This is a genomic window from Corynebacterium fournieri (genome assembly GCF_030408775.1).
Lineage (GTDB): Bacteria > Actinomycetota > Actinomycetes > Mycobacteriales > Mycobacteriaceae > Corynebacterium > Corynebacterium fournieri.
This window is the reverse complement of sequence record NZ_CP047210.1, coordinates 572437-592851: the sequence shown is the minus strand read 5'-3', so window position 1 is coordinate 592851 and position 20415 is coordinate 572437. Positions and strand designations below refer to the sequence as shown.

The 20415-nt window shown below is 64.8% G+C and carries 20 protein-coding genes, 1 pseudogene and 1 riboswitch; of the genes and pseudogenes, 16 read left to right on the top strand and 5 right to left on the bottom strand.

Annotated features, from left to right (window positions below):
* Window positions 1-32: 32 nt before the first annotated feature.
* Complete coding sequence (gene prfB / locus CFOUR_RS02880; RefSeq protein WP_085957788.1) at window positions 33-1136, bottom strand: peptide chain release factor 2; 1104 nt, start codon at window positions 1134-1136, stop codon at window positions 33-35.
* 57 nt (window positions 1137-1193) lie between these two features.
* Window positions 1194-1306, top strand: a riboswitch (TPP riboswitch).
* Here prfB and thiC point away from each other — a divergent pair.
* Both thiC and CFOUR_RS02870 read left to right on the top strand, forming a co-directional pair.
* Complete coding sequence (gene thiC / locus CFOUR_RS02875) at window positions 1304-3127, top strand: phosphomethylpyrimidine synthase ThiC (protein WP_085958457.1); 1824 nt, start codon at window positions 1304-1306, stop codon at window positions 3125-3127. It overlaps the preceding riboswitch by 3 nt.
* Window positions 3128-3134: 7 nt before the next feature.
* Window positions 3135-3935: an inositol monophosphatase family protein gene (locus CFOUR_RS02870; RefSeq protein ID WP_290179890.1), complete on the top strand. Its 801-nt coding sequence runs from the start codon at window positions 3135-3137 to the stop codon at window positions 3933-3935.
* Here the strand turns inward: CFOUR_RS02870 and CFOUR_RS02865 are convergent.
* A complete protein-coding gene (locus tag CFOUR_RS02865) occupies window positions 3932-4789 on the bottom strand; it encodes a chymotrypsin family serine protease (protein ID WP_085957787.1) in 858 nt (285 codons plus the stop codon). The two genes, CFOUR_RS02870 and CFOUR_RS02865, sit on opposite strands and share 4 nt — an antisense overlap.
* 133 nt (window positions 4790-4922) lie before the next feature.
* On the opposite strand from CFOUR_RS02865, the gene CFOUR_RS02860 reads away from it, so the two are divergent.
* Both CFOUR_RS02860 and CFOUR_RS02855 read left to right on the top strand, forming a co-directional pair.
* Complete coding sequence (locus CFOUR_RS02860) at window positions 4923-6161, top strand: DUF418 domain-containing protein (protein ID WP_085957786.1); 1239 nt, start codon at window positions 4923-4925, stop codon at window positions 6159-6161.
* Entirely contained in the window at window positions 6136-6573 is a 438-nt protein-coding gene (locus CFOUR_RS02855; protein WP_290179888.1) for a GNAT family N-acetyltransferase, read from the top strand. Before CFOUR_RS02860 ends, CFOUR_RS02855 begins: the two co-directional genes overlap by 26 nt.
* Before the next feature lie 3 nt (window positions 6574-6576).
* Here the strand turns inward: CFOUR_RS02855 and CFOUR_RS02850 are convergent, their stop codons facing one another.
* Window positions 6577-8316, bottom strand: coding sequence for a BCCT family transporter (locus tag CFOUR_RS02850; RefSeq protein WP_085957784.1), 1740 nt, complete (start codon window positions 8314-8316; stop codon window positions 6577-6579).
* Window positions 8317-8362: 46 nt separating this feature from the next.
* Window positions 8363-8530, bottom strand: coding sequence for a glycerol dehydrogenase (locus CFOUR_RS02845; RefSeq protein ID WP_085957783.1), 168 nt, complete (start codon window positions 8528-8530; stop codon window positions 8363-8365).
* A 145-nt stretch (window positions 8531-8675) separates the two neighbouring features.
* Between CFOUR_RS02845 and CFOUR_RS02840 the strand changes: the two genes are divergently transcribed.
* From CFOUR_RS02840 to CFOUR_RS02800, 9 genes are all read left to right on the top strand, one after another.
* Window positions 8676-9545, top strand: a complete 870-nt coding sequence (locus tag CFOUR_RS02840; protein WP_230471901.1) for a cation diffusion facilitator family transporter — start codon at window positions 8676-8678, stop codon at window positions 9543-9545.
* A 10-nt stretch (window positions 9546-9555) separates the two neighbouring features.
* The gene (locus CFOUR_RS02835) at window positions 9556-9807 is read left to right on the top strand and encodes a DUF7218 family protein (RefSeq protein ID WP_085957781.1); all 252 of its coding nucleotides are present in this window, start codon (window positions 9556-9558) and stop codon (window positions 9805-9807) included.
* Window positions 9800-10453 carry a thiamine phosphate synthase gene (locus CFOUR_RS02830; RefSeq protein WP_085957780.1) on the top strand — a complete coding sequence of 218 codons (654 nt, stop codon included), beginning with the start codon at window positions 9800-9802 and terminating at the stop codon, window positions 10451-10453. The genes CFOUR_RS02835 and CFOUR_RS02830 overlap by 8 nt, the downstream gene beginning before the upstream one ends.
* 9 nt (window positions 10454-10462) lie before the next feature.
* Window positions 10463-11530: a glycine oxidase ThiO gene (thiO, locus tag CFOUR_RS02825; protein WP_085957779.1), complete on the top strand. Its 1068-nt coding sequence runs from the start codon at window positions 10463-10465 to the stop codon at window positions 11528-11530.
* Window positions 11527-11721 carry a sulfur carrier protein ThiS gene (gene thiS, locus CFOUR_RS02820; protein WP_085957778.1) on the top strand — a complete coding sequence of 65 codons (195 nt, stop codon included), beginning with the start codon at window positions 11527-11529 and terminating at the stop codon, window positions 11719-11721. The genes thiO and thiS overlap by 4 nt, the downstream gene beginning before the upstream one ends.
* A 2-nt stretch (window positions 11722-11723) precedes the next feature.
* A complete protein-coding gene (locus CFOUR_RS02815) occupies window positions 11724-12506 on the top strand; it encodes a thiazole synthase (RefSeq protein ID WP_085957777.1) in 783 nt (260 codons plus the stop codon).
* A gap of 39 nt (window positions 12507-12545) precedes the next feature.
* On the top strand, window positions 12546-13607 hold the full coding sequence (locus tag CFOUR_RS02810; RefSeq protein ID WP_085958456.1) for a ThiF family adenylyltransferase: 1062 nt from the start codon (window positions 12546-12548) through the stop codon (window positions 13605-13607).
* 17 nt (window positions 13608-13624) lie between these two features.
* The gene (locus tag CFOUR_RS02805; RefSeq protein ID WP_085957776.1) at window positions 13625-14059 is read left to right on the top strand and encodes a hypothetical protein; all 435 of its coding nucleotides are present in this window, start codon (window positions 13625-13627) and stop codon (window positions 14057-14059) included.
* Between the two features lie 170 nt (window positions 14060-14229).
* Window positions 14230-14631 (top strand): hypothetical protein, encoded by a 402-nt coding sequence (locus CFOUR_RS02800; RefSeq protein ID WP_085957775.1) that lies wholly within the window; start codon window positions 14230-14232, stop codon window positions 14629-14631.
* A gap of 12 nt (window positions 14632-14643) precedes the next feature.
* Here the strand turns inward: CFOUR_RS02800 and CFOUR_RS02795 are convergent, their stop codons facing one another.
* Window positions 14644-16095, bottom strand: coding sequence for a purine-cytosine permease family protein (locus CFOUR_RS02795; RefSeq protein ID WP_085957774.1), 1452 nt, complete (start codon window positions 16093-16095; stop codon window positions 14644-14646).
* A gap of 41 nt (window positions 16096-16136) precedes the next feature.
* Between CFOUR_RS02795 and CFOUR_RS02790 the strand changes: the two genes are divergently transcribed.
* The 3 genes and pseudogenes from CFOUR_RS02790 (at window position 16137) to CFOUR_RS02780 (ending at window position 19504) form a co-directional block, all read left to right on the top strand.
* Window positions 16137-16820, top strand: coding sequence for a type 1 glutamine amidotransferase domain-containing protein (locus CFOUR_RS02790; protein ID WP_085957773.1), 684 nt, complete (start codon window positions 16137-16139; stop codon window positions 16818-16820).
* A 128-nt stretch (window positions 16821-16948) separates the two neighbouring features.
* Window positions 16949-18284, top strand: a pseudogene (locus CFOUR_RS02785) (IS256 family transposase).
* 86 nt (window positions 18285-18370) lie between these two features.
* Complete coding sequence (locus CFOUR_RS02780; protein ID WP_230471821.1) at window positions 18371-19504, top strand: coiled-coil domain-containing protein; 1134 nt, start codon at window positions 18371-18373, stop codon at window positions 19502-19504.
* The last annotated feature ends 911 nt before the right edge of the window (window positions 19505-20415 follow it).

Sequence of the window (20415 nt, the reverse complement as noted above, 5' to 3'; positions counted from 1 at the left end):
AACCGCTCCTGCGCCCTTTCATATTGCGCGGCTTAATCGGACTCTTGCTGCTGCGCCATGCGCCAGCGGATGCCGGCCTCCAAAAATCCGTCGATGTCGCCATCGAGCACCTTCTGCGGGTCGCCCACCTCGTACTCCGTGCGCAGGTCTTTGACCATCTGGTACGGGTGCAGCACGTAGGAGCGCATCTGGTTGCCCCAGCTGGCGTTGCCGCCGGCGCCAAGCGCGTCCATCTCCGCCTTTTCTTCCTGGCGCTTCTTCTCCAGCAGCTTCGACTGCAGCACGTTGAGCGCCGACGCCTTGTTCTGAATCTGGGATTTTTCGTTTTGGCAGGTCACCACAATGCCGGTGGGAATGTGGGTGATGCGCACCGCGGAGTCGGTGGTGTTCACGCTCTGCCCGCCGGGGCCGGACGAGCGGTAGACGTCGACGCGGATGTCCGAATCCGGGATGTCGATGTGGTCGGTCTGCTCCACCACGGGCAGCACCTCCACCTCGGCGAAGGAAGTCTGTCGGCGGCCCTGGTTGTCAAAGGGAGAGATGCGCACGAGGCGGTGCGCGCCCTGTTCCACGGAGAGCTGGCCGTAGAGGTATTCGCCGTGCACGACGAAGGTGGCGGATTTGATGCCGGCCTCCTCGGCGTAGGAGATGTCGTAAACATCCACCTTGTGTCCCGCCTTTTCGGCCCAGCGGGTGTACATGCGCATGAGCATCTCGGCCCAGTCCGCCGCGTCCACGCCGCCGGCGCCGGAGCGGATGTTCACCACGGCCTCGCGCTGGTCGTACTCGCCGGAGAGCATGGTTTGCACTTCCAACGAGTCGATCTGCACGGCTACGTCGGCCAGCTCCTCGTCGGCCATGGAGGCGTCGCCTTCTTCTTCCGCCAGTTCGTACATCACCGGCAGGTCGTCGATACGCGAGCGCAGCGAGGTGACCTTCTTCAACCGCGCCTGCACGTTGGAAAGCTCGGTGGTGACCTGTTGGGCGTGCGCGGGGTTGTCCCACAGGCTGGGGTCGCCGGCTTGCGCTTCGAGCTCGCGGGCGCGCTCACGTAGCACGTCGAGGTCCATCACCTTCTCAATTGTGGAGAGGGTGGAGCTTAAGTCCTTGATTCGTGCTTGAGTCTCCGGCTGCATAAGGGGGAAGTCTAGCGAACCGCCTGACGCGGCGGCCAAGACGGGATACAGTGGCCTGCGACCCCACACGGGCGCCCGGGGCACCGGGCTGAGATCGCGCTTTGGCCTGCGCGAGCACCGTTCGAACCTGTCTGGTTAGCACCAGCGAAGGAAGTAAGGAGATGGTCATGTCTGAAAAGCATGCCGACTTGTACGCAAACGAAATCCACCCGAAGCACTCCTACGCCCCAATTATGCGCGACGGCCTGGAGGTTCCGGAGACTGCGATCGAGTTGGACGACTCCCCCACCGGCCCGAACGCGCCGTTCAAGATCTACCGCACGCGCGGGCCGTACGCGGAGCCGGAGGTGGGCCTGCCCAACCTGCGCGGCGAGTGGATCACGGGCCGCGGCGACGTAGAGGAATACAGCGGCCGCGAGCGCAATCTGCTTGACGACGGCCGTTCCGCCGTCAAACGCGGCAGCGCCAGCGAGGAGTGGCGGGGTGAATCGCGCAATCCGCTGCGCGCCAAGGACGGCAAGCGCGTGACCCAGATGGCGTACGCGCGCCGCGGCGAGATCACCCGCGAGATGGAGTTTGTGGCGCTGCGCGAGCACTGCGACCCGGAGAAGGTGCGCGCGGAGGTCGCGGCGGGGCGCGCGATCATCCCGAACAACGTCAACCACCCGGAAAGCGAGCCGATGATCATCGGCAACGCGTTTTTGACCAAGATCAACGCCAACATCGGCAACTCTGCGGTGACCTCGTCCATCCGCGAGGAGGTGGACAAGCTGCGCTGGGCCACCCGCTGGGGCGCGGACACGGTCATGGATCTGTCTACCGGCGACGATATCCACGCCACCCGCGAGTGGATCCTGCGCAACTCCCCCGTGCCGATTGGCACGGTGCCGATCTACCAGGCGCTGGAGAAGGTCGGCGGCGTCGCCGAGGACTTGACGTGGGAGATCTTCCGCGACACCGTCATCGAGCAGTGCGAGCAGGGCGTGGACTACATGACCGTGCATGCCGGCGTGCGTCTGCCGTACGTGCCGCTGACTTCCAAGCGCGTCACCGGCATCGTCTCCCGCGGTGGCTCCATCATGGCCGGCTGGTGCCTGGCGCACCACAAGGAGTCCTTCCTCTACGAAAACTTCGACGAGCTCTGCGAGATCTTTGCCAAGTACGACGTCGCGTTTTCGCTTGGCGACGGCCTCCGGCCCGGCTCTGTGGCCGATGCCAACGACGCCGCCCAGTTCGCCGAGCTGAAAACCATCGGCGAGCTGTGCAAGCGCGCCTGGGACTACGACGTGCAGGTCATGATCGAGGGCCCGGGCCACGTGCCGCTGAACATGATCCAGGTCAACAACGACAAGGAGCAGGAGTGGTGCGGTGGCGCACCGTTTTACACGCTCGGACCCCTGGTCACCGACATCGCCCCGGGCTACGACCACATCACCTCTGCCATCGGCGCCGCCAACATCGCGGCCGGCGGCACCGCCATGCTGTGCTACGTCACCCCGAAGGAGCACCTGGGCCTGCCCAACCGCGACGACGTGAAAACCGGCGTGATCACCTACAAGGTCGCCGCTCACGCGGCGGACGTGGCGAAGGGGCACCCGGGCGCGCGCGACTGGGACGACGCGATGAGCAAGGCCCGTTTCGAGTTCCGCTGGCACGACCAATTCGCACTCTCGCTGGATCCGGACACCGCGCAGTCCTACCACGACGAGACGCTGCCGGCGGAGCCCGCGAAAACGGCGCACTTCTGCTCCATGTGCGGGCCGAAGTTCTGCTCCATGCGCATCAGCCAGGACATCCGCGACGAGTTCGGCGACCAGATCGCAGATCTCGGCATGCCGGCCTTCGACTTCGACGCCGGGCAGAAGCCTGTCACCGGGGCTGCGGCGCGAAGCGGAGAGCAGGAGATGGCGCAGGAGTTCCGCGACCTGGGCTCGAACGTGTACTTGGAGGAAAACGAGGACACACGCGCAGCTTCCCCGTCTGCGCAATAATGGCCGCGTGACCGATACGCAAGCCTTTATCTCTGACCACCGAAACGACTCCGATGCCGAGCTCGCCGAAGCGTTGGTGCGCCACGCGGGCCAGCTCGCCCTGCGCATGCGTGCGCAGGGCGTGGGCACGGACTACAAAACGTCCATTTCGGACGTGGTGACGGACGCCGACCGTGCGGCCGAGGCGTTTGTCGCCGAGGTGCTTGAGGCGCTGCGCGGCGACGACGGCGTGCTCGGAGAAGAAGGCGCGTCGCGCGCCTCTCAAACCGGCCGCACCTGGGTGATCGACCCGGTGGACGGCACGTACAACTTCTCGCAGGGCTCCGGCTACTTCTGCTCCGCGCTGGCGCTTGTAGACGACGCCTCGGCGCGCACCCCCGCCATCGGCGCAGTGCACCGCCCCGCCACGGACACGACGTGGCTGGCGGTCGACGGCACGGCCACGCGTGACGGGGTGGAGTTGGGGATGTTGCCGGAGGCGTCGTTAAGCGAAAGTGCTTTGGTGACGTACCTGCACCCCACGGACATGGCCGTCGACGCGCGGCGCGAGGTGTGGCTCAAGCCCGTGCGCGAGGCGGCGACAATCCGCATGATGGGGGCCGGTTCTGTGGACCTGGCCAACATCGCCTCGGGCCAGATGGGCGCGTGGCTGCAGCACAGCGTGGCGGACTGGGATTGGCTGCCCGGCAAGGCGCTCGTTGAGGCCGTGGGCGGGCGGGCCGAGAAAGTCGACGCAGGCGGGGTGACCTGGTGCGTTGCCGGCAACCCACGGATGGTCGCCGACGTAATCGCAGCCCTGGAGAGCTAAGGCAGGCGGAACCCGCCCGGGATGTCTGCCAGCACCGAGTCCATGCGCAGCGCGGCTGTCGGCGCGTGGATGGGCCCCTGCAGCGGCGTACGGCACGCCACGTTCAGCGGCGGGCCCCAGATACCGCCGCTGACCAGGCCGATGACGCGGTCGTCCACCATCAGCGGCGCGCCGGAATCGCCCTGCATGGCGCAGACGTGGTTGGTGTTGCGCGCCTCCCAGTCGCTGAAGGTGTAGCCGCAGGTGGTGCCGGAGGCCACGCCCGTTTTGCACACCACGCCGCCGGGACGCACTGGCGCGCCGCCGAGGTGGTTGACGGTCACACCGTTGTAGGAGCGGGTGACCTCCGTGTTCGCACCCAGGGTGATCACCGCGTAGTCCAGCTGCGGATTGACGTGTGTGATGGTGCCGGTGCGGCCGAGCTGCCAGGCGTCCGCGGAGCTCACCGCGTCGCCCACCTTGCCGCAGTGCCCGGCGGTGATGGCGATCTTCTCCCCGCGGTCGTTGTAGCCGGCCGCGGTGGTGGTGCACATGACTTCCTTGCCGGGCTCGGAGCCGACGTAGAGCGGGGTGCTCGGGCCATAGAGGGCGCGGCCGTGGCGCATCGCGTCCTCCGCCTCCGGGGGTGTGCGCGGGGCGTCGAAAAACGAGCCGGGCACGCGGTGCAGCACTTTGTCTGCCAGCGGCTTGGCCGCCAGCGTCTTGGACACCGGATCGGTGCGCCAGACGTAGTTGAGCACGTCGCCGACCGGTGCCTCCGCTTCTTGGGCGTGCGCCGCTGGGCTGCCTGCGACCACCGAGGTCACAAGCAGCATCGTGGCGGCGAGAAGGCGAGCGGCGGGCGAACGGCGCATAATTTCCCCAATCACATTGGCAACATGAGTAACAACAGAGATATTCAACCACATCTCTTTCGGCTTTGGGAGCGCTTCGGCACAGCTTCCGCGCACGTAGCCCGCTCCCCCGCAGTCGGGTAACTTATCGCCCATGCACGACAGCCGACAGCACACAGCCACGCAACCCCGCCTGATCGTTCCCGACCTCGCCCGCGGCACCGCGCTGCTTGGCATCGCCATGGCCAACGTCGCCCAAGCTTGGATCATCAACGACTGGTCGGAGGACCAGTCCCGCGTCGGCTGGTCCGTCGGCGGCGTGCGCCCCGACAGCGTGCTCGACCAGTTCGGCGCGGTGTTCGCCGCCATGTTCATCCACGTGCGCGGCCTGCCCATGTTTTCCACGCTGCTGGGCTTCGGCTTCGGGCTCGTCGCCGCCAGCCTCTACCGTAAGCACTACCCCGCCAAGCAGGCCCGGCGCGTGCTGTGGCGCCGCTATGGCTTCCTCGCGCTGTTCGGCCTCGCCCACAGTTTCTTGCTGTTCTACGGCGACATCATGCTCACCTACGGGTTGGTGGGCATCGCGCTGGCCGCCATGCTCACGCTGAGCTCGAAAACGCTGCGCATCATCGCCTACATCATCCTCGGCCTGTTCACCGCCTTCGGCACATTCGGCGCGGTAGCGTCCGTGTACTTCGATGCCACCGAGGGCTTCATCGAATCGGACCCCACCATCACCTTGGACACCCCGGCCGCGTACTTTTCCTCCAACTTCTCTATGGCGGTAGGCATGCTTGGGCTGCAGCCGTTCGCAGCGCTCCAGCTGTTGGCGCTGGCCCTCATCGGATACGTGTGGGCGCGGGAGCGGGTGCTTGTCGACGTCGCCGCGCACCGGCGCACCCTCACCACCTGGACCGTGATCACCGGGCTGATCGTGCTGTGCGTCGGCCTGCCCTGGGGCCTGGCCGCCGCCGGCGTATTGCCCGCCGAGTGGGAGATGCCGTTTTTCGTACTCAACCAGGCAGTGGGGTATCTCACCGGGCCCGGCATCCTGGCGGCGCTGGCGCTGGCTACGGACCGGCTGCACAACGAGGTCCCTGGCTGGGCCCGCGCCTTCGTCGCCTTGGGCAAGCGCTCCATGTCCGGCTACCTGGCGCAATCCGTGCTGTTTATCCTGCTGTGCACGCCGGCGTTTCTGGGCATCGGCCTCGAAGCCTCGGTGACCGGCAAGCTGCTCATCGGCTTCGCCGTCTGGGCAATCAGCCTGCTCCTCGCGGTGGCCCTGGAGCGCGCGGGCAAGCAAGGCCCCTTCGAGTGGGCGCACCGACACCTTTCCTACGGCAAGACAGGAAGGATTGAGCCGAAATATGATCAGCCTCAAGTCACTGCATGAGATGACGCCGCTTGAGATCCACCAGCTGTACAAGCTGCGCGTGGACGTCTTCGTGGCGGAGCAGAACTGCCCCTTCAACGAAATCGACGACCAAGACGCGCACCCGGACACCCGCCACATCCTCGCTTGCGACGGCGATACCGTGGTCGGCTGCGGTCGCGTCTTCCCCACCGGCACCGGCTCGCGCTTCGGCCGGTTTGTGGTCCACCCCGACCACCGCGGCTCTGGGCTCGGCCCGCAGATTGTGCGCGCCGGCATCGAGTACTCCGAGCGCTTCCCCGGCGATCTCGTCGTCGAGGCCCAGGCTGGGCTGGTGGGCTACTACGAGCAGTTCGGCTTGGTTGCCGAGGGCGACGAGTTCCTCGACACCGGAATCCCGCACCGCCGGATGCGGCTGCAGCGCGGGCAGTAGCGGCTAGTCGGGACGCCGCTCGTCGACAAGCGTCTCGCTCTCGCCGCTGCGGTCGAGGCGGAAGCCTTCCGGGAACTTCCAGGAGTCGTCCTCCGCGTCGTACTCCAGCTCGGGGCGCTCCACCTCGTTTCCTTGCGAGTCGTAGCCCGGCGCGGGCTTGTTCTCGCCCTCCTCGAGCTTTTCCGCCGTATCGGTTTTCTCCCAGGTGCGCGAGCGGGTCTTGCGTGCCGCTGCGGAATCGTCGTTCATCGCCTTGACCAGCGAGTACATCATGATGAAGTACATGAAGAAGAACGGCAGGGCGATGATGATCACCACTTGCTGCAGCGCGTCGATGCCGGAGTCGTTGATAAACAGCAGCGCGCCGGTGACCAGCCCGACGGCGACGACCCAGCCGACCCGGTAGTAGGTGGGCGACTTGTTCTCCTCGCCGGAGGCGAACATGTCCAGCACCATCGCGGCGGAGTCCATGGAGGTGACAAAGTAGAACACGATCACCACCAGTGCCAGGGCTCCGGTGACAGTGTAGAGCGGGTAGTCCGCCAGCAGGGTAAACAGTGCCTGCGGCGTGTCGCCGTCCTCGACGACCGGCTTGGTCAGCACGCCGGGGTTCTGCTCTTCCATGTCGATGGCGGCGCGGCCGAAGATGGAGAACCAGAGCAGGTCGAACGTGGTGGGCAACAGCAGCGTGCCGCCGATGAACTCGCGGACGCTGCGGCCGCGGGAGATGCGGGCGAAGAACATGCCCACGAACGGCGACCAGCAAATCGTCCACGCCCAGTAGAAGGCAGTCCAGGTGGCGTGCCAGCCCGGGTTGTCGTTGTAGGAGTCAACCCAAAACATCAGCTCCGGCAGCGACTGGGCGTAGATGCCGAAGGATTCGGTGATCTGGCCTAATAGCTTCAGCGTGGGGCCGGTGACCAGCACGAAGATCATCAGCAGCACGGTGCCGGCGATGTTCAGGTTGGACAGGATTTTCACGCCTTTGTCCAGGCCGGTGGCCACCGAGATGGAGGCGGCCAGTGTGATAGCGCAGATGATGGCGATCTGCACGGGGGTCACCAGAGGGACGTCCCAAAGAATGTTCATGCCCGCAGAGACCTGCAGCACGCCGAGACCAACGGAGACGGCGAGGCCGAAGACGGTGCCGATGATGCCTAAGGCGTCGAGAAGCTTGCCCGGCGCTTCGTAGACCTTGCCTCCGAGCAGCGGCGCGAACATCGACGACATTCGCGCGGGCATCTTTCGCTTATAGACGAAGTAACCTACGGCCAGCCCCGGCAGGGTGAAGATGACCCACATGTGGATACCGAAGTGGTAGTAGGTGAACTGGAACGCCTGGATGATCGCGTCGCGGCTCATGGATTCGTACCCGCCGCGCGGCGGGTTGTAGGCGTGGTTGAGCGGCTCGGCCGCGCCCCAGAACAACAGCGTCGCGCCCATGCCGGCGGCAAAAAGCATGGCGAACCACACCGGGTAGGAATACTCCGGCTCATCGTCATCGTCGCCCAGGCGCAAGTTGCCGTAACGGGAGACGAATACGCAGATGAGAAACACCAGCGTGGCGGAAATGCCGCCGATGTAGAGCCACGTGAAGTGGTCCATCAGCCAACCGGAGATGGCGGCGTATGTTTGCCGCGCCTGGTCGCCGAACGCCAGCGTGACACCCACGAAGACCAAAATGAAGCCGAGAGCGGTGAAGAAAATAAGGGGATCGGATTGCAAACGGCGTGTGCGCGCCATGCGGAGTCCTAACTGGAGATGAGAGAAAAGGTTCGAAATAGCGGCGTTAGCGGCCCGGCTTGATCAGCGCGCCTGCCGCAGACGACGTCACGGCGGAGCCCACCAGCACCCCGACGGTGTAGAGGATTCCGGTCACCCCCAGCATCTGCAGCAACCAACCGAAAAACAACGCGCCGACAACGGCGCCAGCAATGGCAACGACCCAACGGCCCATGAGGAACACACCTTCCAAGCTTTGTTGATGAATTTGCTGTATGTCCGCACCACGGTACCGGCTTGCTAAGATAAGTCCCCGGAAAATGGGGTTGAGAGGACGATTTCACGTGGTGTCGAACGAACAGAAATTGCTCGAGCGCTTCATGTGGCTTTCCATCGCGGCGGCCGTGCTGACCATTGCGTTGAAGGCCACCGCAGCATGGGTCACCGGTTCCGTGGGGTTCCTGTCGGACGCGATTGAATCCGGTATCAACCTCATCGCCGCGGCAGTGGGCCTGTGGGCGTTGAAGCTGTCGGCAAAACCCGCGGACGCGAACCATAACTTCGGCCACTCCCGTGCCGAGTACTTCTCCGCCCAGGTGGAGGGGTCGCTGATCTTGCTGGCTTCTGTGGCCATCATCGTCACCGCCGTGGACCGGCTGATTCACCCCGTGCCCGTGGAGCAGCTGGGCATCGGCCTGGCCTTTTCCATCGTGGCCACCGTAGTCAACGGCGTGGTCGGCGTGGTCCTCATCCGCGCAGGCAAGAAGTACCGCTCCACTACCCTCGACGCGGACGGCCACCACCTGCTCACGGACGTGTGGACCACCGTCGGCGTCATCGTCGGCATGTTCCTGGTGTGGCTGACCGGCTGGCAGCCGCTCGACCCGATTGTGGCACTGGTTGTGGGCCTGAACATCTTGTTCACCGGCTACAAGCTGCTCAAGGGCGCGATCCAGGGGCTGCTCTCCGAGGCGCTGCCGGAGGAAGAAACCGCCACCGTCCACAACTATCTCGACGAGTACGCCAAGGACCACGGCGTGAGGTTTACCTCCGTGCGCACCACAGCGGCCGGGCGCGAGCGCATGGTCAACTTGGTCATGCAGGTCCCGGGCGGCTGGACAGTCGACACCGCGCACGACCACGCCGACGCCATCGAGGAAGGAGTGGCGGCTGCGCTCGGCGGCGCGGAGACGATCGTGCACGTGGAGCCGCTGGGCCACCCCACCCGCACAGGGCCGATGACGGTCTAGGCTGGCTGGCATGGCTGACTCGATCAAGGACCCAGAGGTGTACGAGGCCCTGCTGCGCGAGGGCAACTCCAAGTCCAAGGCCGCGGCGATCGCTAACGCCGCGGCGCGCGACGGCCGCAGTGAGGTCGGCGAGCGCGGCGGCGAGGCCGGCTCCTACGAGGACTGGACGAAAGACGAGCTGTACAAGCGCGCCCAGGAGCTGAATATCGAGGGCCGCTCCGAGATGACCAAGGACGAGCTGATCAAGGCGCTGCGTGACTAGGCTCGATCTACGCTGCTACTTCGTCACCGGCCAAGGCCCTGACGTGGTCGAACGCGCCCGGGCAGCGGCGGCCGGCGGCGCGGGCGTGATTCAGGTGCGTTCAAAGCCGATTTCCGCGCGCGAGCTTTACTCGCTCTCCCTCGCCGTCGCCGAGGCGGTTCACGCCGTCAACCCGCGCGCGCGAGTGCTTGTCGACGATCGCGTGGACGTCGCCCTCGCCCTGATGGACAAAGGCGTCGCCGGGGTGCACGTGGGCCAAGACGACTTGGATGTGCGCGTGGTACGCGAGCTGCTCGGCCCGGACGCGATCATCGGCTTGACCACGGGCACGCTCAAACTGGTGCGCGCCGCCAACGAGGTGGCTGATGTAGTCGACTACATCGGCTGTGGGCCGTTTCGCGCCACCCCGACGAAGGACTCCGGTCGCGCCCCCATCGGTTTAGAGGGCTACCCGGAGCTGGTTGCCGCCTCCGAGTTGCCGCTGGTGGCCATCGGCGATGTCACCGCAGACGACGCCTACGCGCTTGCGGCTCAGGGCGTGGACGGGCTGGCGATCGTGCGCGGCATCATGCACGCACAGGATCCGGGCGCGTATTGCGCACGCGTGGTTGCGGAGTTCGAAAGGGCCCAAAAGGCCGACGCTTAGGCGCTACCCTTGAAGGCTGTGAATATCTCGGTCGTCGGCGCAGGCATCATTGGTTTGACCACCGCACTCACACTCGCGGACCGCGGCCACACGGTCGCAGTGCACGACCCGGCGCCAGCCTCCGGCGCAACCCATCACGCAGGCGGCATGCTCGCCCCGACGGCGGAGGTGGTGTACAAACAGGACCCGCTGTTTCCCCTCATGCGTGCCTCTGCCGAGTGGTACCCCCAGCTCATCGCGCTGACCGCCAAGTACTCGGATTTGCCCACCGGCTATCGCACGGACGGCACGCTTGTTGTCGCCCGCGACACCGCGGACAAGACCCATCTGGATGAGCTGCGCGAGTACCAGTCCCGACACGGCATGGCTGTGGACAAGCTCACCGTGCGCCAGGCCCGAAAGCTCGAGCCGGCGCTCTCCCCCGCCATCAACGGCGCTGTCAGCATCGACGGCGACCACCAGGTGCAGCCCCGCCTGTTTACGCGTGCGCTTATCGACGCCTGCCGGTCCGCGGGCATCACCTTCACCACCGACCGCATCGACAGTCTTGAACAGCTCAAAGAGGCCGACCAGGTGGTCGTTGCCAACGGTCTCGGCGCGCAACAGCTCGTCGCGGGCCTGGACCTGCGCCCCGTCTACGGCGACGTTCTGCACTTGCGCGTGCCCGAGCACCAGTACCCGCTGCTTACCCGCGTGGTCCGCGGGTTCGTGGAAGACCGCCCCGTCTACCTCATCCCCCGCGAAGACGGCACGCTGACCATCGGCGCGACCACCCGCGAGGACGGCCGCGGTCAGCCCCAGGTCCAGGGCATCCACCAACTCATGCGCGATGCCATCGAGCTTGTGCCCGCCCTGGAGGAGTGCGACTTTATCGAGGCCACCGCCGGGGCTCGCCCGGGCACCCCGGACGACCTGCCGTATTTGGGCCGGGTGGACGAGCGCACCGTCGTCTCCACCGGCTACTTCCGCCACGGGATTTTGTTGGCGGGGTTGGGGGCACGGGTTGGGGCGGAGCTCGTCGATAGGCAAGAGCCCTCAATAGACTTATCCGCGTGCGACCCGAGGAGGCATTCATGAACATCACGCTCAACGGAGAAGCAGCCACCACCGCCGCCACGACGGTAGAGGAACTGGTGGCGGAAGTCCGCGCGCCCGCCGACGGCACCGCGGTGGCCATCGACGGCGATGTGGTGCCGCGCTCGCAGTGGCAGCGACCGCTGCGCGAGGGCTGCGCCGCCGACATCCTTACCGCAGTGCAAGGAGGCTAAACGTGCTGGAGATTGCCGGAAAGCAGTTCGGCTCGCACCTGATCATGGGCACCGGCGGGGCGAGCTCCTTTGACATGCTGGAGCAGGCGCTTGACGCCTCCGGCACGGAGCTGACCACGGTGGCGATGCGCCGCCACTCCGCCACAACCGGCGGCGGCGAGAGCGTGTTCGACCTGCTGAAGCGCCTGGACATCGCGCCGCTGCCGAACACCGCGGGCTGCCGCACTGCGCGCGACGCGGTGATCACCGCGAAGCTGGCGCGCGAGGCGCTGGGCACCGACTGGGTGAAACTCGAGGTCATCGCGGACGACCGCACGCTGCTTCCCGACGTGGTGGAGACCGTGGACGCCTGCGAGATGCTCGTCGACGAGGGCTTTACCGTGCTGGCCTACACCTCCGACGACCCGGTGGCCGCCAAGCGCCTAGAGGATTTGGGCGCGGCGGCGGTGATGCCGCTGGGCTCGCCGATCGGCACCGGGCTTGGAATCCTCAACCCGCACAATATCGAGCTGATCTGCTCGCGCGCGGAGGTGCCAGTGCTTATCGACGCTGGCGTGGGCACCGCCTCCGACGCCTCGCTCGCCATGGAGCTGGGCTGCTCGGGCGTGCTGCTGGCGAGTGCGGTGAACCGCTGCCAAAACCCGGTGGCGATGGCGCAGGCCATGCGGCACGCGGTGGAGGCCGGCAGACTTGCGCGCACCGCCGGGCGGATTCCGAAGCGCGAGCACGCCGTGGCGTCCTCCACCTTCGACGGCCTGGCCAGCTGGGCGGACGAGGTTCTGTAAGTGCTGCCCGACAACGAACTCAAGCGCACCGCGCGTCAGATGAACCTGCCCGGCTTCGGACCGGAGCAGCAACAGCGTCTGCACAACGCCCACGTGCTGGTCATCGGCGCGGGCGGGTTGGGCTGCCCCATCATGCAGACGCTGGCCGCCACAGGCATCGGCCGCATCACGGTGTGGGACGACGACACAGTCGATCTGACCAACATTCACCGCCAGATTCTCTTCGGCGCGTCCGACGTGGGCCGCAAGAAGGTCGACGTGGCCGCCGAGCGGTTGCGCGCCCTGCAGCCGGACATCCAGGTCACGGCAGTGAACGACCGGCTCACCCCCGACAACGTCATCGCGGCGCTCGAGGGCATCGACCTGCTCATCGACGGCTCCGACACGTTTGCCACCAAGTTCATGGCCGCCGACGCCGCCGAGGTCACCGGCACGCCGCTTCTGTGGGGGTCGGTGCTGCGCTACCGCGGCGACATCGCACTGTGGCACTCCGGCCCCGGCGCTCCTGACACCGGTGTGGGGTTGCGCGACCTCTACCCCACCCAGCCGGATGCGGATTCCGTTCCAGACTGCGCCACCGCAGGCGTGCTCGGCGTGACCACCTCTGTGGTCGGCTCGCTCATGTCTACTGAGGCGGTGAAGTTCCTCGCCGGCATCGGCGACGTGCAGGTGGGCAGGCTGCACATGTACGACGCGCTCACCTGCACGTTGCGCCAATTCAACGTCGTCCGCGATGCGGCGCGCCCGTTGGCCACCGAGCTGGGCACCTACGTCGAGGCGTGTTCCGTGAGCCATGAGGGGCAATCGCTTTTCGACGCCCTCACGGCCCACCACCTACCCTCCCTCGACGTCCGCGAACCGCACGAGAAGGCGATCGCGGATCTGCCCGTGCCGGGGATAAACCTCCCGCTCAGTGAGGTGGAGCGGGATCCGGAGTCGGTATCGAGGGTGCTCGAGCAGTTCTCGCCCGGCGACGAGGTTGTTGTGTATTGCGCTGGTGGTGTGCGCTCGGAGCGATTCGTCGAAAAGCATGCGGCCCTGGCCGAAACATTGGGAATTTCTTTGAAATCTTTGCCCGGAGGCGTGCAACGCTGGACATAAACTGCAATACTTTTGTCATGCAGATCACAAAGACCGCCCCCATCGTTGCTACAGCCACCCTCATCGCCGCCGCTGCCGCGCTCGCGCCGGCCGCATCCGCAAACAGCGCCGCCTACTCCAACACCGCAGGCGACGTCCGCTGCGAGATCTACCAAGTCAACGGCACCACGAAGACCATCTGCGTGTCCGACCCCGCACGCAAGGCACAGCCGGAGTGCAACCCGCCGGGGCAGCTCGCCCCGGCCGTCAGCGTCGGTGGCGGATCCGCCGAGGTACACTGCTGGAACCAGGGCTTTACCAACCCGCCCCAGAAGCTGAACCCCCTGCAGGTCAAGCAGCTCGGCTCCGCCTACATCGCCCCGGATTTCTCCGGCAATCTGTACGTGGCGGACATTGCCACCCGCGCGATCATCCGCGCCGGCGCCACCAACCAGGTGCTGTTCAAGCTCTAAACCCAAATTCACAAACACCCGTTCGACTGTGAAACTATTCGCGTCGGGCGGGTTTTTATAATGTCCGCTTGTTCCACCACAACCGCATAAAGGAGGCGCCCTTGGGCGAGATATTGAGAGCCGCCGTCCGCTGCGCACAGCCGCCGTCGCTCTTCCCCCGAGAACTGTATATGTTGGCCGACATCGCGCTTAACGCCGACGACCACTCAGGACCCGTCCTGGACACCGATGGCACCGTGCGCGAGGCCCGCAGAGGTTACGTGCGAGGACTGGGAGATCCAAAGGACACACTCGGACTGAAAGCGAACATGCTGGAAACCCGCATGTTCATCTTCATCGCCACGGGCTGGCTCGCACCGGTCCAAGGCCCGGAGCACGACGGCGCGTACCAGCTCAACGTGCCCCGCCTGCAGCGGCTGCTCGACGCGGCGGAGGCGTCGATGGCCAGCGGTGAGCCGGATCCCGGCGCGCTTGCGCAGGCGGACCGGGAACTGCCCGGCGACTTTGACGCCGAGGCCCCGGATCTTTCAGACCAGGTGGACCGCCTGCTGGTGCACAACCCGGCTGTATAGATTGGGTTGCTCTTAGGACGCGCTCCCCTCTTGCCGGCGGATGCGGCCCCGGCGCGCAAACCACGCCACAGCAAAGGAGAGAACGAGTGCGACGAGCACGCCAAGGTTGGCATCTGCCCAGTGCTCGCCGACCAGCGGCAGGAGGTAGCCCTGCCAGTTGTTCCAGGCCGCTTCCTCCGCGAAGAGGTTGGCCACCAAGCCCCACCCGATCACCGAGGAGACGGCCAGGATGCTGATGGAGACCCAGTCGACGGCGCCGTAGCGCCCTTTGGCGTTGTAAAGCGCGTGCTCATCGTAGTCCTTGGTGCGACAGTAGATGTCCGCAATGAGGATGCCCGCCCAGCTGGCTAGCGGCACGCCAAGAGTGATCAGGAAGGATTGGAACGGCCCGAGGAAGCTTTCAGCGAAGAAGACCACCCAGATGGTGCCGAGGGTGAGGATGACACCGTCGATCGCGGCGGCCGCGGGGCGTGGGATATTGATGCCCAAGGTCAGAAGTGTCAGGCCCGAGGAGTAGATGCCCAGCACCGCGCCGGAGACCAGCGCCAGCACCGCGGTGATCAAAAACGGCACGAGCACCCAGGTGGGAAGCACCACGGCAAGCGCGCCGATGGGATCGTCCGCGATCGCCTCCGCCAGCGCCTCGTCGGACGCGGCGAGCAACAACCCGAAAACCACCAAAATCGCAGGAGCGATAGCGCCGCCGAATGTGTTCCAGAAGATGATGGCGGAATCCGGGGTGTCGCGGCGCTGGTAGCGCGACCAGTCGGCGGCGATGTTGATCCAACCCAGGCCGAAGCCCGTCATCACCATCACCAGCGCACCGACCACGCTGCCCGTAGAACCGGAGGGGATGGCTTGGACCGCGGCCCAGTCGATGCGCGGGATGGTCAGCGCCATGTACAGCACGGTCACCGCGCCGGTGATCCAGGTCAGCACTGATTGCAGCTTCATGATCGTGTGGTAGCCCAGCACCGATGCTGCCACGATCAGCCCGGCGACGATCACGGTAGCGATGACCTTGGTAGCGGTGCCCGGGTTGCCGCCGAGCTCGCGGATCACCGTGGTGGTGGCCAGCACCGCCATAATCGACAGGAACGTCTCCCAGCCGATGGACGTCAGCCACGAGACGATGCCCGGCACCTTCTGCCCCTCCACGCCGAACGCGGCGCGCGAGAGAACCATCGTCGGCGCGGACCCGCGCTTGCCGGCCACGGCGATGAGCCCGCAGAGGAAGAACGAGAAGGTCACCCCGAGTGCGGTCACCAGCGCGCCCTGCCAGAACGACAACCCGAACCAGAGCACGAACGAGCCGTAGGAGATGCCGAAGACTGAGATGTTGGCGGCGAACCACGGCCAAAACAAATCGGAGGGTTTCGCGGTGCGCTCGGATTCGGGGACGATGTCGATGCCCAGGGTTTCCACCACGGGCGTGGTGCTGCGCACCTGTGTGTTGTCTGTCATACACAAACTATACGACGTGCTCACGCACGCATAATGGCGTTATGAAGTTTCTTGCGCTTTCCACCAGCGTCCACCGCTACACCGGCTCCGGCATCCACACCGGCATGTGGCTCGGCGAGTACACGCACTTCTACGACGTGCTCACCGAGGCCGGCCACGAGGTCACCCTCGCCAGCGTCGACGGCGGCGCCGTTCCCATCGACCCGGTGAGCCTGAAAACCCCGGTGATCCAGCTCGGTGGCACGAACAAACGCTACGAGGACCCCGAGTTCATGGACCAGCTCGATAACACCCCGGCAATTTCCGACGTCGACCTCGACGATTACGACGGCATCTACCTCATCGGCGGCCACGGCACCATGTTCGACTTCGCCGCCGACGAGGTGAAGAAGGCCGTCGCCCACTTCGCCGACAACGACAAGATCGTTGCCGCGGTCTGCCACGGCCCGTGCGGTCTGCTCGATGTTCCCCTTGCCAGCGGGCGCATGCTTCTCGACGGCCGCCGGGTCACCGGCTACTCCTGGACCGAGGAGAAACTCGCCCGCCGCACCGAGGAAGTCCCCTTCAGCCTGGAAGAGAAACTGCGCGCCCAAGCCGGCGAGTACACCACCGCCAAGATCCCGATGACCAAGCACGTCGTCGTCGACGGCAAGCTCATCACCGGCCAGAACCCGACGTCGGCTGCGGGTGTGGGCGAGGCTGTGCTGAAGACGCTTGGGAAATAACGCCCTCCTTATCTAGCCCACTCGTTCGATCACGGGTGGGCTTTCCGCTTTTCGTGTCGTCCCTACCGGATAGAGGGTGTCAGGAAATTTGTGTGTGAGGCTCTGATCTAAAAGGAGTTTCACCGATAATGACTACTGTGTCACCGAAGAAAGGCCACGACCCGTCGAGGGTCAACGCGATCAGCGAGAAGCTGATAGATAGCCCCGAGCTCGCAAAGCTCATAGGGGAGCTGTCCACCTCCACCGACGACGCCAGCGAGCTGGTCAAGGGGGCTTTTGCAGGCATCGATCAACGCCGGCCTGCAGGCGGAGATGGATGCCCATTTGGGCTATGAACACTCCGACCGCAAAGCTAAAGCCCAGGTAGAGAATGCTGGTGGTGATCACCGAAACGGGTAATACACCAAGACCGTGGATTCTGGCTAAGGCCCGTTGGAAGTGACGTGCCCAGGGATCGGGCAGGCACGTTTCAGCCGCAGATGGTGCCCAAGGGCGCGCGCAGGCTCACCGAGCTCGACGACATGATCATCTCCCTATACGCGGGCGGGATGATGGTGCGTGATATCCAGCACCACCTTGTGACCACCCTCGGGGTGGACACGAGCCCGGATACCATCAGCACGATTACTGACGCGGTGCTTGAGGTGATGCTGTGGCAGAACCGCCAGTTGGACGAGTTCTACCCGGCGATCTTCCTCGACGCGCTTCGGGTGAAGATCCGCGACGGCCACCGTGTGGTCAATAAGTCCTGCTACATGGCTGTCGGTGTAGACATGGACGGCATCAAACATATCCTGGGCTTGTGGAACGCCGATAACAAAGGCGCCGCATTCTGGGCGTCAGTGTGCGCTGACCATGCCAACCGCGGGATCCAAGACGTATTCATCCTCTGCTGCGACGGACTCAAGGGCCTGCCCGAGGCGGTGGAAGCGACCTGGCCGAATTCCATGGTACAAACCTGCATCGTGCATCTGATCCGGGCGGCGAGCAGGTGGGTGTCCTACCAGGACCGCAAACCCGTATCCAGTGCTTTGCGGGAGGTCTACACCGCGCCGAACGAAGACACCGCGCGTGCCGCCCTGGACGCGTCCGAGCTGGGGACGGAAGTATCCGCAATCGGTCAAGGTGTGGCGAGATGCGTGGGATCGGTTCGTGCCGTTTCTGCAGTTCCCGCTGGCAGCCCGCAGGGTGCTCTACACCACGAACTCCATCGAATCGCTGAATGCTGAACTGCGCAAAGCCACCCGTAACCGCGGCCAATTCCCGAACGACACCGCGGCGCTGAAGACCCCATGGTTGATGATCTGCAACATCGAGGACAAGCGCGCCGCTCAGCGTGCGAAGAAGGCGAAACGGGCAACTGAGTGCAACGGCTACATTGAAGAGGCGAAAGCCAACGGGTGGAAACAAGCCATCAACCAGCTAGCCGTGGCGTACCCTGACCGGTTCGCGGACTACTTGTAAACCAAGCCCCGCACACAAAGAATCGGACACTCTCGCGCTATGTCGCCCGCGACTACGAAGAAGCAAAGAAGTACCCCGAAGAGTCAATGCGTTGGCTCGCCGAGAACTTCATTCCCGGCGGTATCGACGCAGTCGCCGGCGGGGACATGAACTTCGACGAATCGACGCCACACATCCAGTTTCAGGCGGACACCCTCTCCCCTCATCCGGACAAGCCCGGTACGCTGCGTTGCCGCCCTGGCATCGCGTACAACACAGACCCCACGGTGCGGTACAAAGACGACCCGAAGAAGGGCAAGCAGATATCGGGCCAACAGAAGTTCATCGATGCACAGCGAGGGCTTCGTGCACACATGCACTCGTTGGGTTATCCGGTCGAGCTGGAAGTCTCTGAACGACACGACGAGTCGCTGAACCTCGACCGCTACACCGAGCAGCAAGACCGAGAGCGGGATCTCAAGAACCGCGAAGGTGAAGTGGAAGTCAAGAAGCGCTCCGTGCAGCGCGACATGGACGCGATCGAGCGTGATCGCGAGCAGGCAGCAAAAGAACTCAAGCAGGCCCAAGAAGCCAACGAGAAAGCGCAAAGTGTGCTGCAGCACGCCGAAGAACAGGCCCGCGCTGTTGCTGAGCGCGCACTTCGTGAATCACGCGAGAAAGCCGAGCAGGACGCCGAACAGACCATGGGCCTTGCCGAAGCGCAAGCAGACGAGCTGCTCGAACGAGCCGAAGAGACTGCACGGGCCAAGGCGGGCGAGATTACAGCCGCAGCTCGCAGCGAAGCGGAGTCGATCACACGTGAAGCCGACGAGGCCCGTAAGCAGGCTGAGCGCGACGCCGAAACGATCCGCAGCAAAGCACGAGATGAGGCCACGAGCATCCGCGACGAGGCCACACGCGACGCTGCAGTAACGCGCAAGGATGCCCGCGATGAGGCTGATCAGATCCGCCGCAACGCGCACACGGACGCCGAAGATGAAGCCGCCATCATCATCGAAGAAGCGGTGAAGTCAGGACAACAGTTGGAGCACTTGGATAAGAAGTTCCTGGTGCAAGAACTGCATCGCAGCCCAGAGTTGCTTGAGCGTTACACGCTGTTCAGGCAGTCGCAGACCTCAGGCAAGAAGGGCGGGGCGCAGCAGCGCGCACGCGAGCGCATCGAGAAGCGCCGCCAGCGGAAGCAACAGCAGCGTGATCGTGATGGCGGTATGGAGTTGTAGCGCTGCTCTCCCCTGCCCTGTACGGCCTTCTGCGGGCCTAACAGGGTGCCGTCGGCGTCGTCGGCCATCGGCTGCGGTTAAACGGCTGATATCCAGCGAAAATCGAAGAAATCTGGGCCACGCTGAGCGGAGTGTCACTACGCTGCGCAGCGAATTGGCCTGTTAAGTGGCGGAGAGAGTGCGCAGCACGTCGGCCGGGACAAAGGCGCGTGTGCTGCGCAGAAGAGACGCCCGCAGAAGGGCCGGCAGAATGACGGTGTCATTCTGTTACGCAGTAAAGGTGTCAATAGACTGGCGAGCCACTTCACTGCCCAATTTGCGTGTCATTAAAGTGTCGGGGCGTTTCATTGCGCAGTAAACGTGTCGATGAAATGGCTGCCCAATACACAGTGCAATCAACGTGTTAATGAAATGTCGCAGACACTACGCAGCGCAGTGAATTGTGCAGCAGAAAAGCCAGTCAATGCGCCACTGAACCGCACAACGAAACAGCACGGATGATGTGCAGCACATTGGCGCGTGAAATGCACCGTGAAATGTCAGTGCACCTAGAGCTGCACCACCGCTACTCCCCCGCGACGTCCGTACGACGACTTTGACCTGGCGTAGACATAGAGAAAGCGCTGGGTGTTGCTCCCAGCGCTTTGCTTGTGCGACCTGAACTGGTCTGTTGTTGTCAGTCGTTACTTCACAACCGGGGTGAGGACTGCAAGACCGCTTGAAGGAACTCGCTTCTGATCACCTTTGGAGTCGTGAGCCGAGAGGTAGACGGTAACGGTGCCTCCGCCTCGGACATCGAGAGTACGCTCAACGACCTGACCGGCCGGGACAGTAAACGTGCCAAGGAGTTGCCCGTCTCGCTTCACCGTAACCCGGCTTTCGATCGTCCGAAAGGTCACGCCGGTGCCAAA

Coding starts and splice junctions, on each gene's coding strand:
- prfB (WP_085957788.1), bottom strand. CDS start 1,136: ATGCAGCCGGAGACTCAAGCACGAATCAAGGACTTAAGCTCCACCCTC.
- thiC (WP_085958457.1), top strand. CDS start 1,304: ATGTCTGAAAAGCATGCCGACTTGTACGCAAACGAAATCCACCCGAAG.
- CFOUR_RS02865 (WP_085957787.1), bottom strand. CDS start 4,789: ATGCGCCGTTCGCCCGCCGCTCGCCTTCTCGCCGCCACGATGCTGCTT.
- CFOUR_RS02860 (WP_085957786.1), top strand. CDS start 4,923: ATGCACGACAGCCGACAGCACACAGCCACGCAACCCCGCCTGATCGTT.
- CFOUR_RS02855 (WP_290179888.1), top strand. CDS start 6,136: ATGATCAGCCTCAAGTCACTGCATGAGATGACGCCGCTTGAGATCCAC.
- CFOUR_RS02850 (WP_085957784.1), bottom strand. CDS start 8,316: ATGGCGCGCACACGCCGTTTGCAATCCGATCCCCTTATTTTCTTCACC.
- CFOUR_RS02845 (WP_085957783.1), bottom strand. CDS start 8,530: ATGGGCCGTTGGGTCGTTGCCATTGCTGGCGCCGTTGTCGGCGCGTTG.
- CFOUR_RS02840 (WP_230471901.1), top strand. CDS start 8,676: ATGTGGCTTTCCATCGCGGCGGCCGTGCTGACCATTGCGTTGAAGGCC.
- CFOUR_RS02835 (WP_085957781.1), top strand. CDS start 9,556: ATGGCTGACTCGATCAAGGACCCAGAGGTGTACGAGGCCCTGCTGCGC.
- thiS (WP_085957778.1), top strand. CDS start 11,527: ATGAACATCACGCTCAACGGAGAAGCAGCCACCACCGCCGCCACGACG.
- CFOUR_RS02810 (WP_085958456.1), top strand. CDS start 12,546: ATGAACCTGCCCGGCTTCGGACCGGAGCAGCAACAGCGTCTGCACAAC.
- CFOUR_RS02805 (WP_085957776.1), top strand. CDS start 13,625: ATGCAGATCACAAAGACCGCCCCCATCGTTGCTACAGCCACCCTCATC.
- CFOUR_RS02800 (WP_085957775.1), top strand. CDS start 14,230: ATGTTGGCCGACATCGCGCTTAACGCCGACGACCACTCAGGACCCGTC.
- CFOUR_RS02795 (WP_085957774.1), bottom strand. CDS start 16,095: ATGACAGACAACACACAGGTGCGCAGCACCACGCCCGTGGTGGAAACC.
- CFOUR_RS02790 (WP_085957773.1), top strand. CDS start 16,137: ATGAAGTTTCTTGCGCTTTCCACCAGCGTCCACCGCTACACCGGCTCC.
- CFOUR_RS02780 (WP_230471821.1), top strand. CDS start 18,371: ATGCGTTGGCTCGCCGAGAACTTCATTCCCGGCGGTATCGACGCAGTC.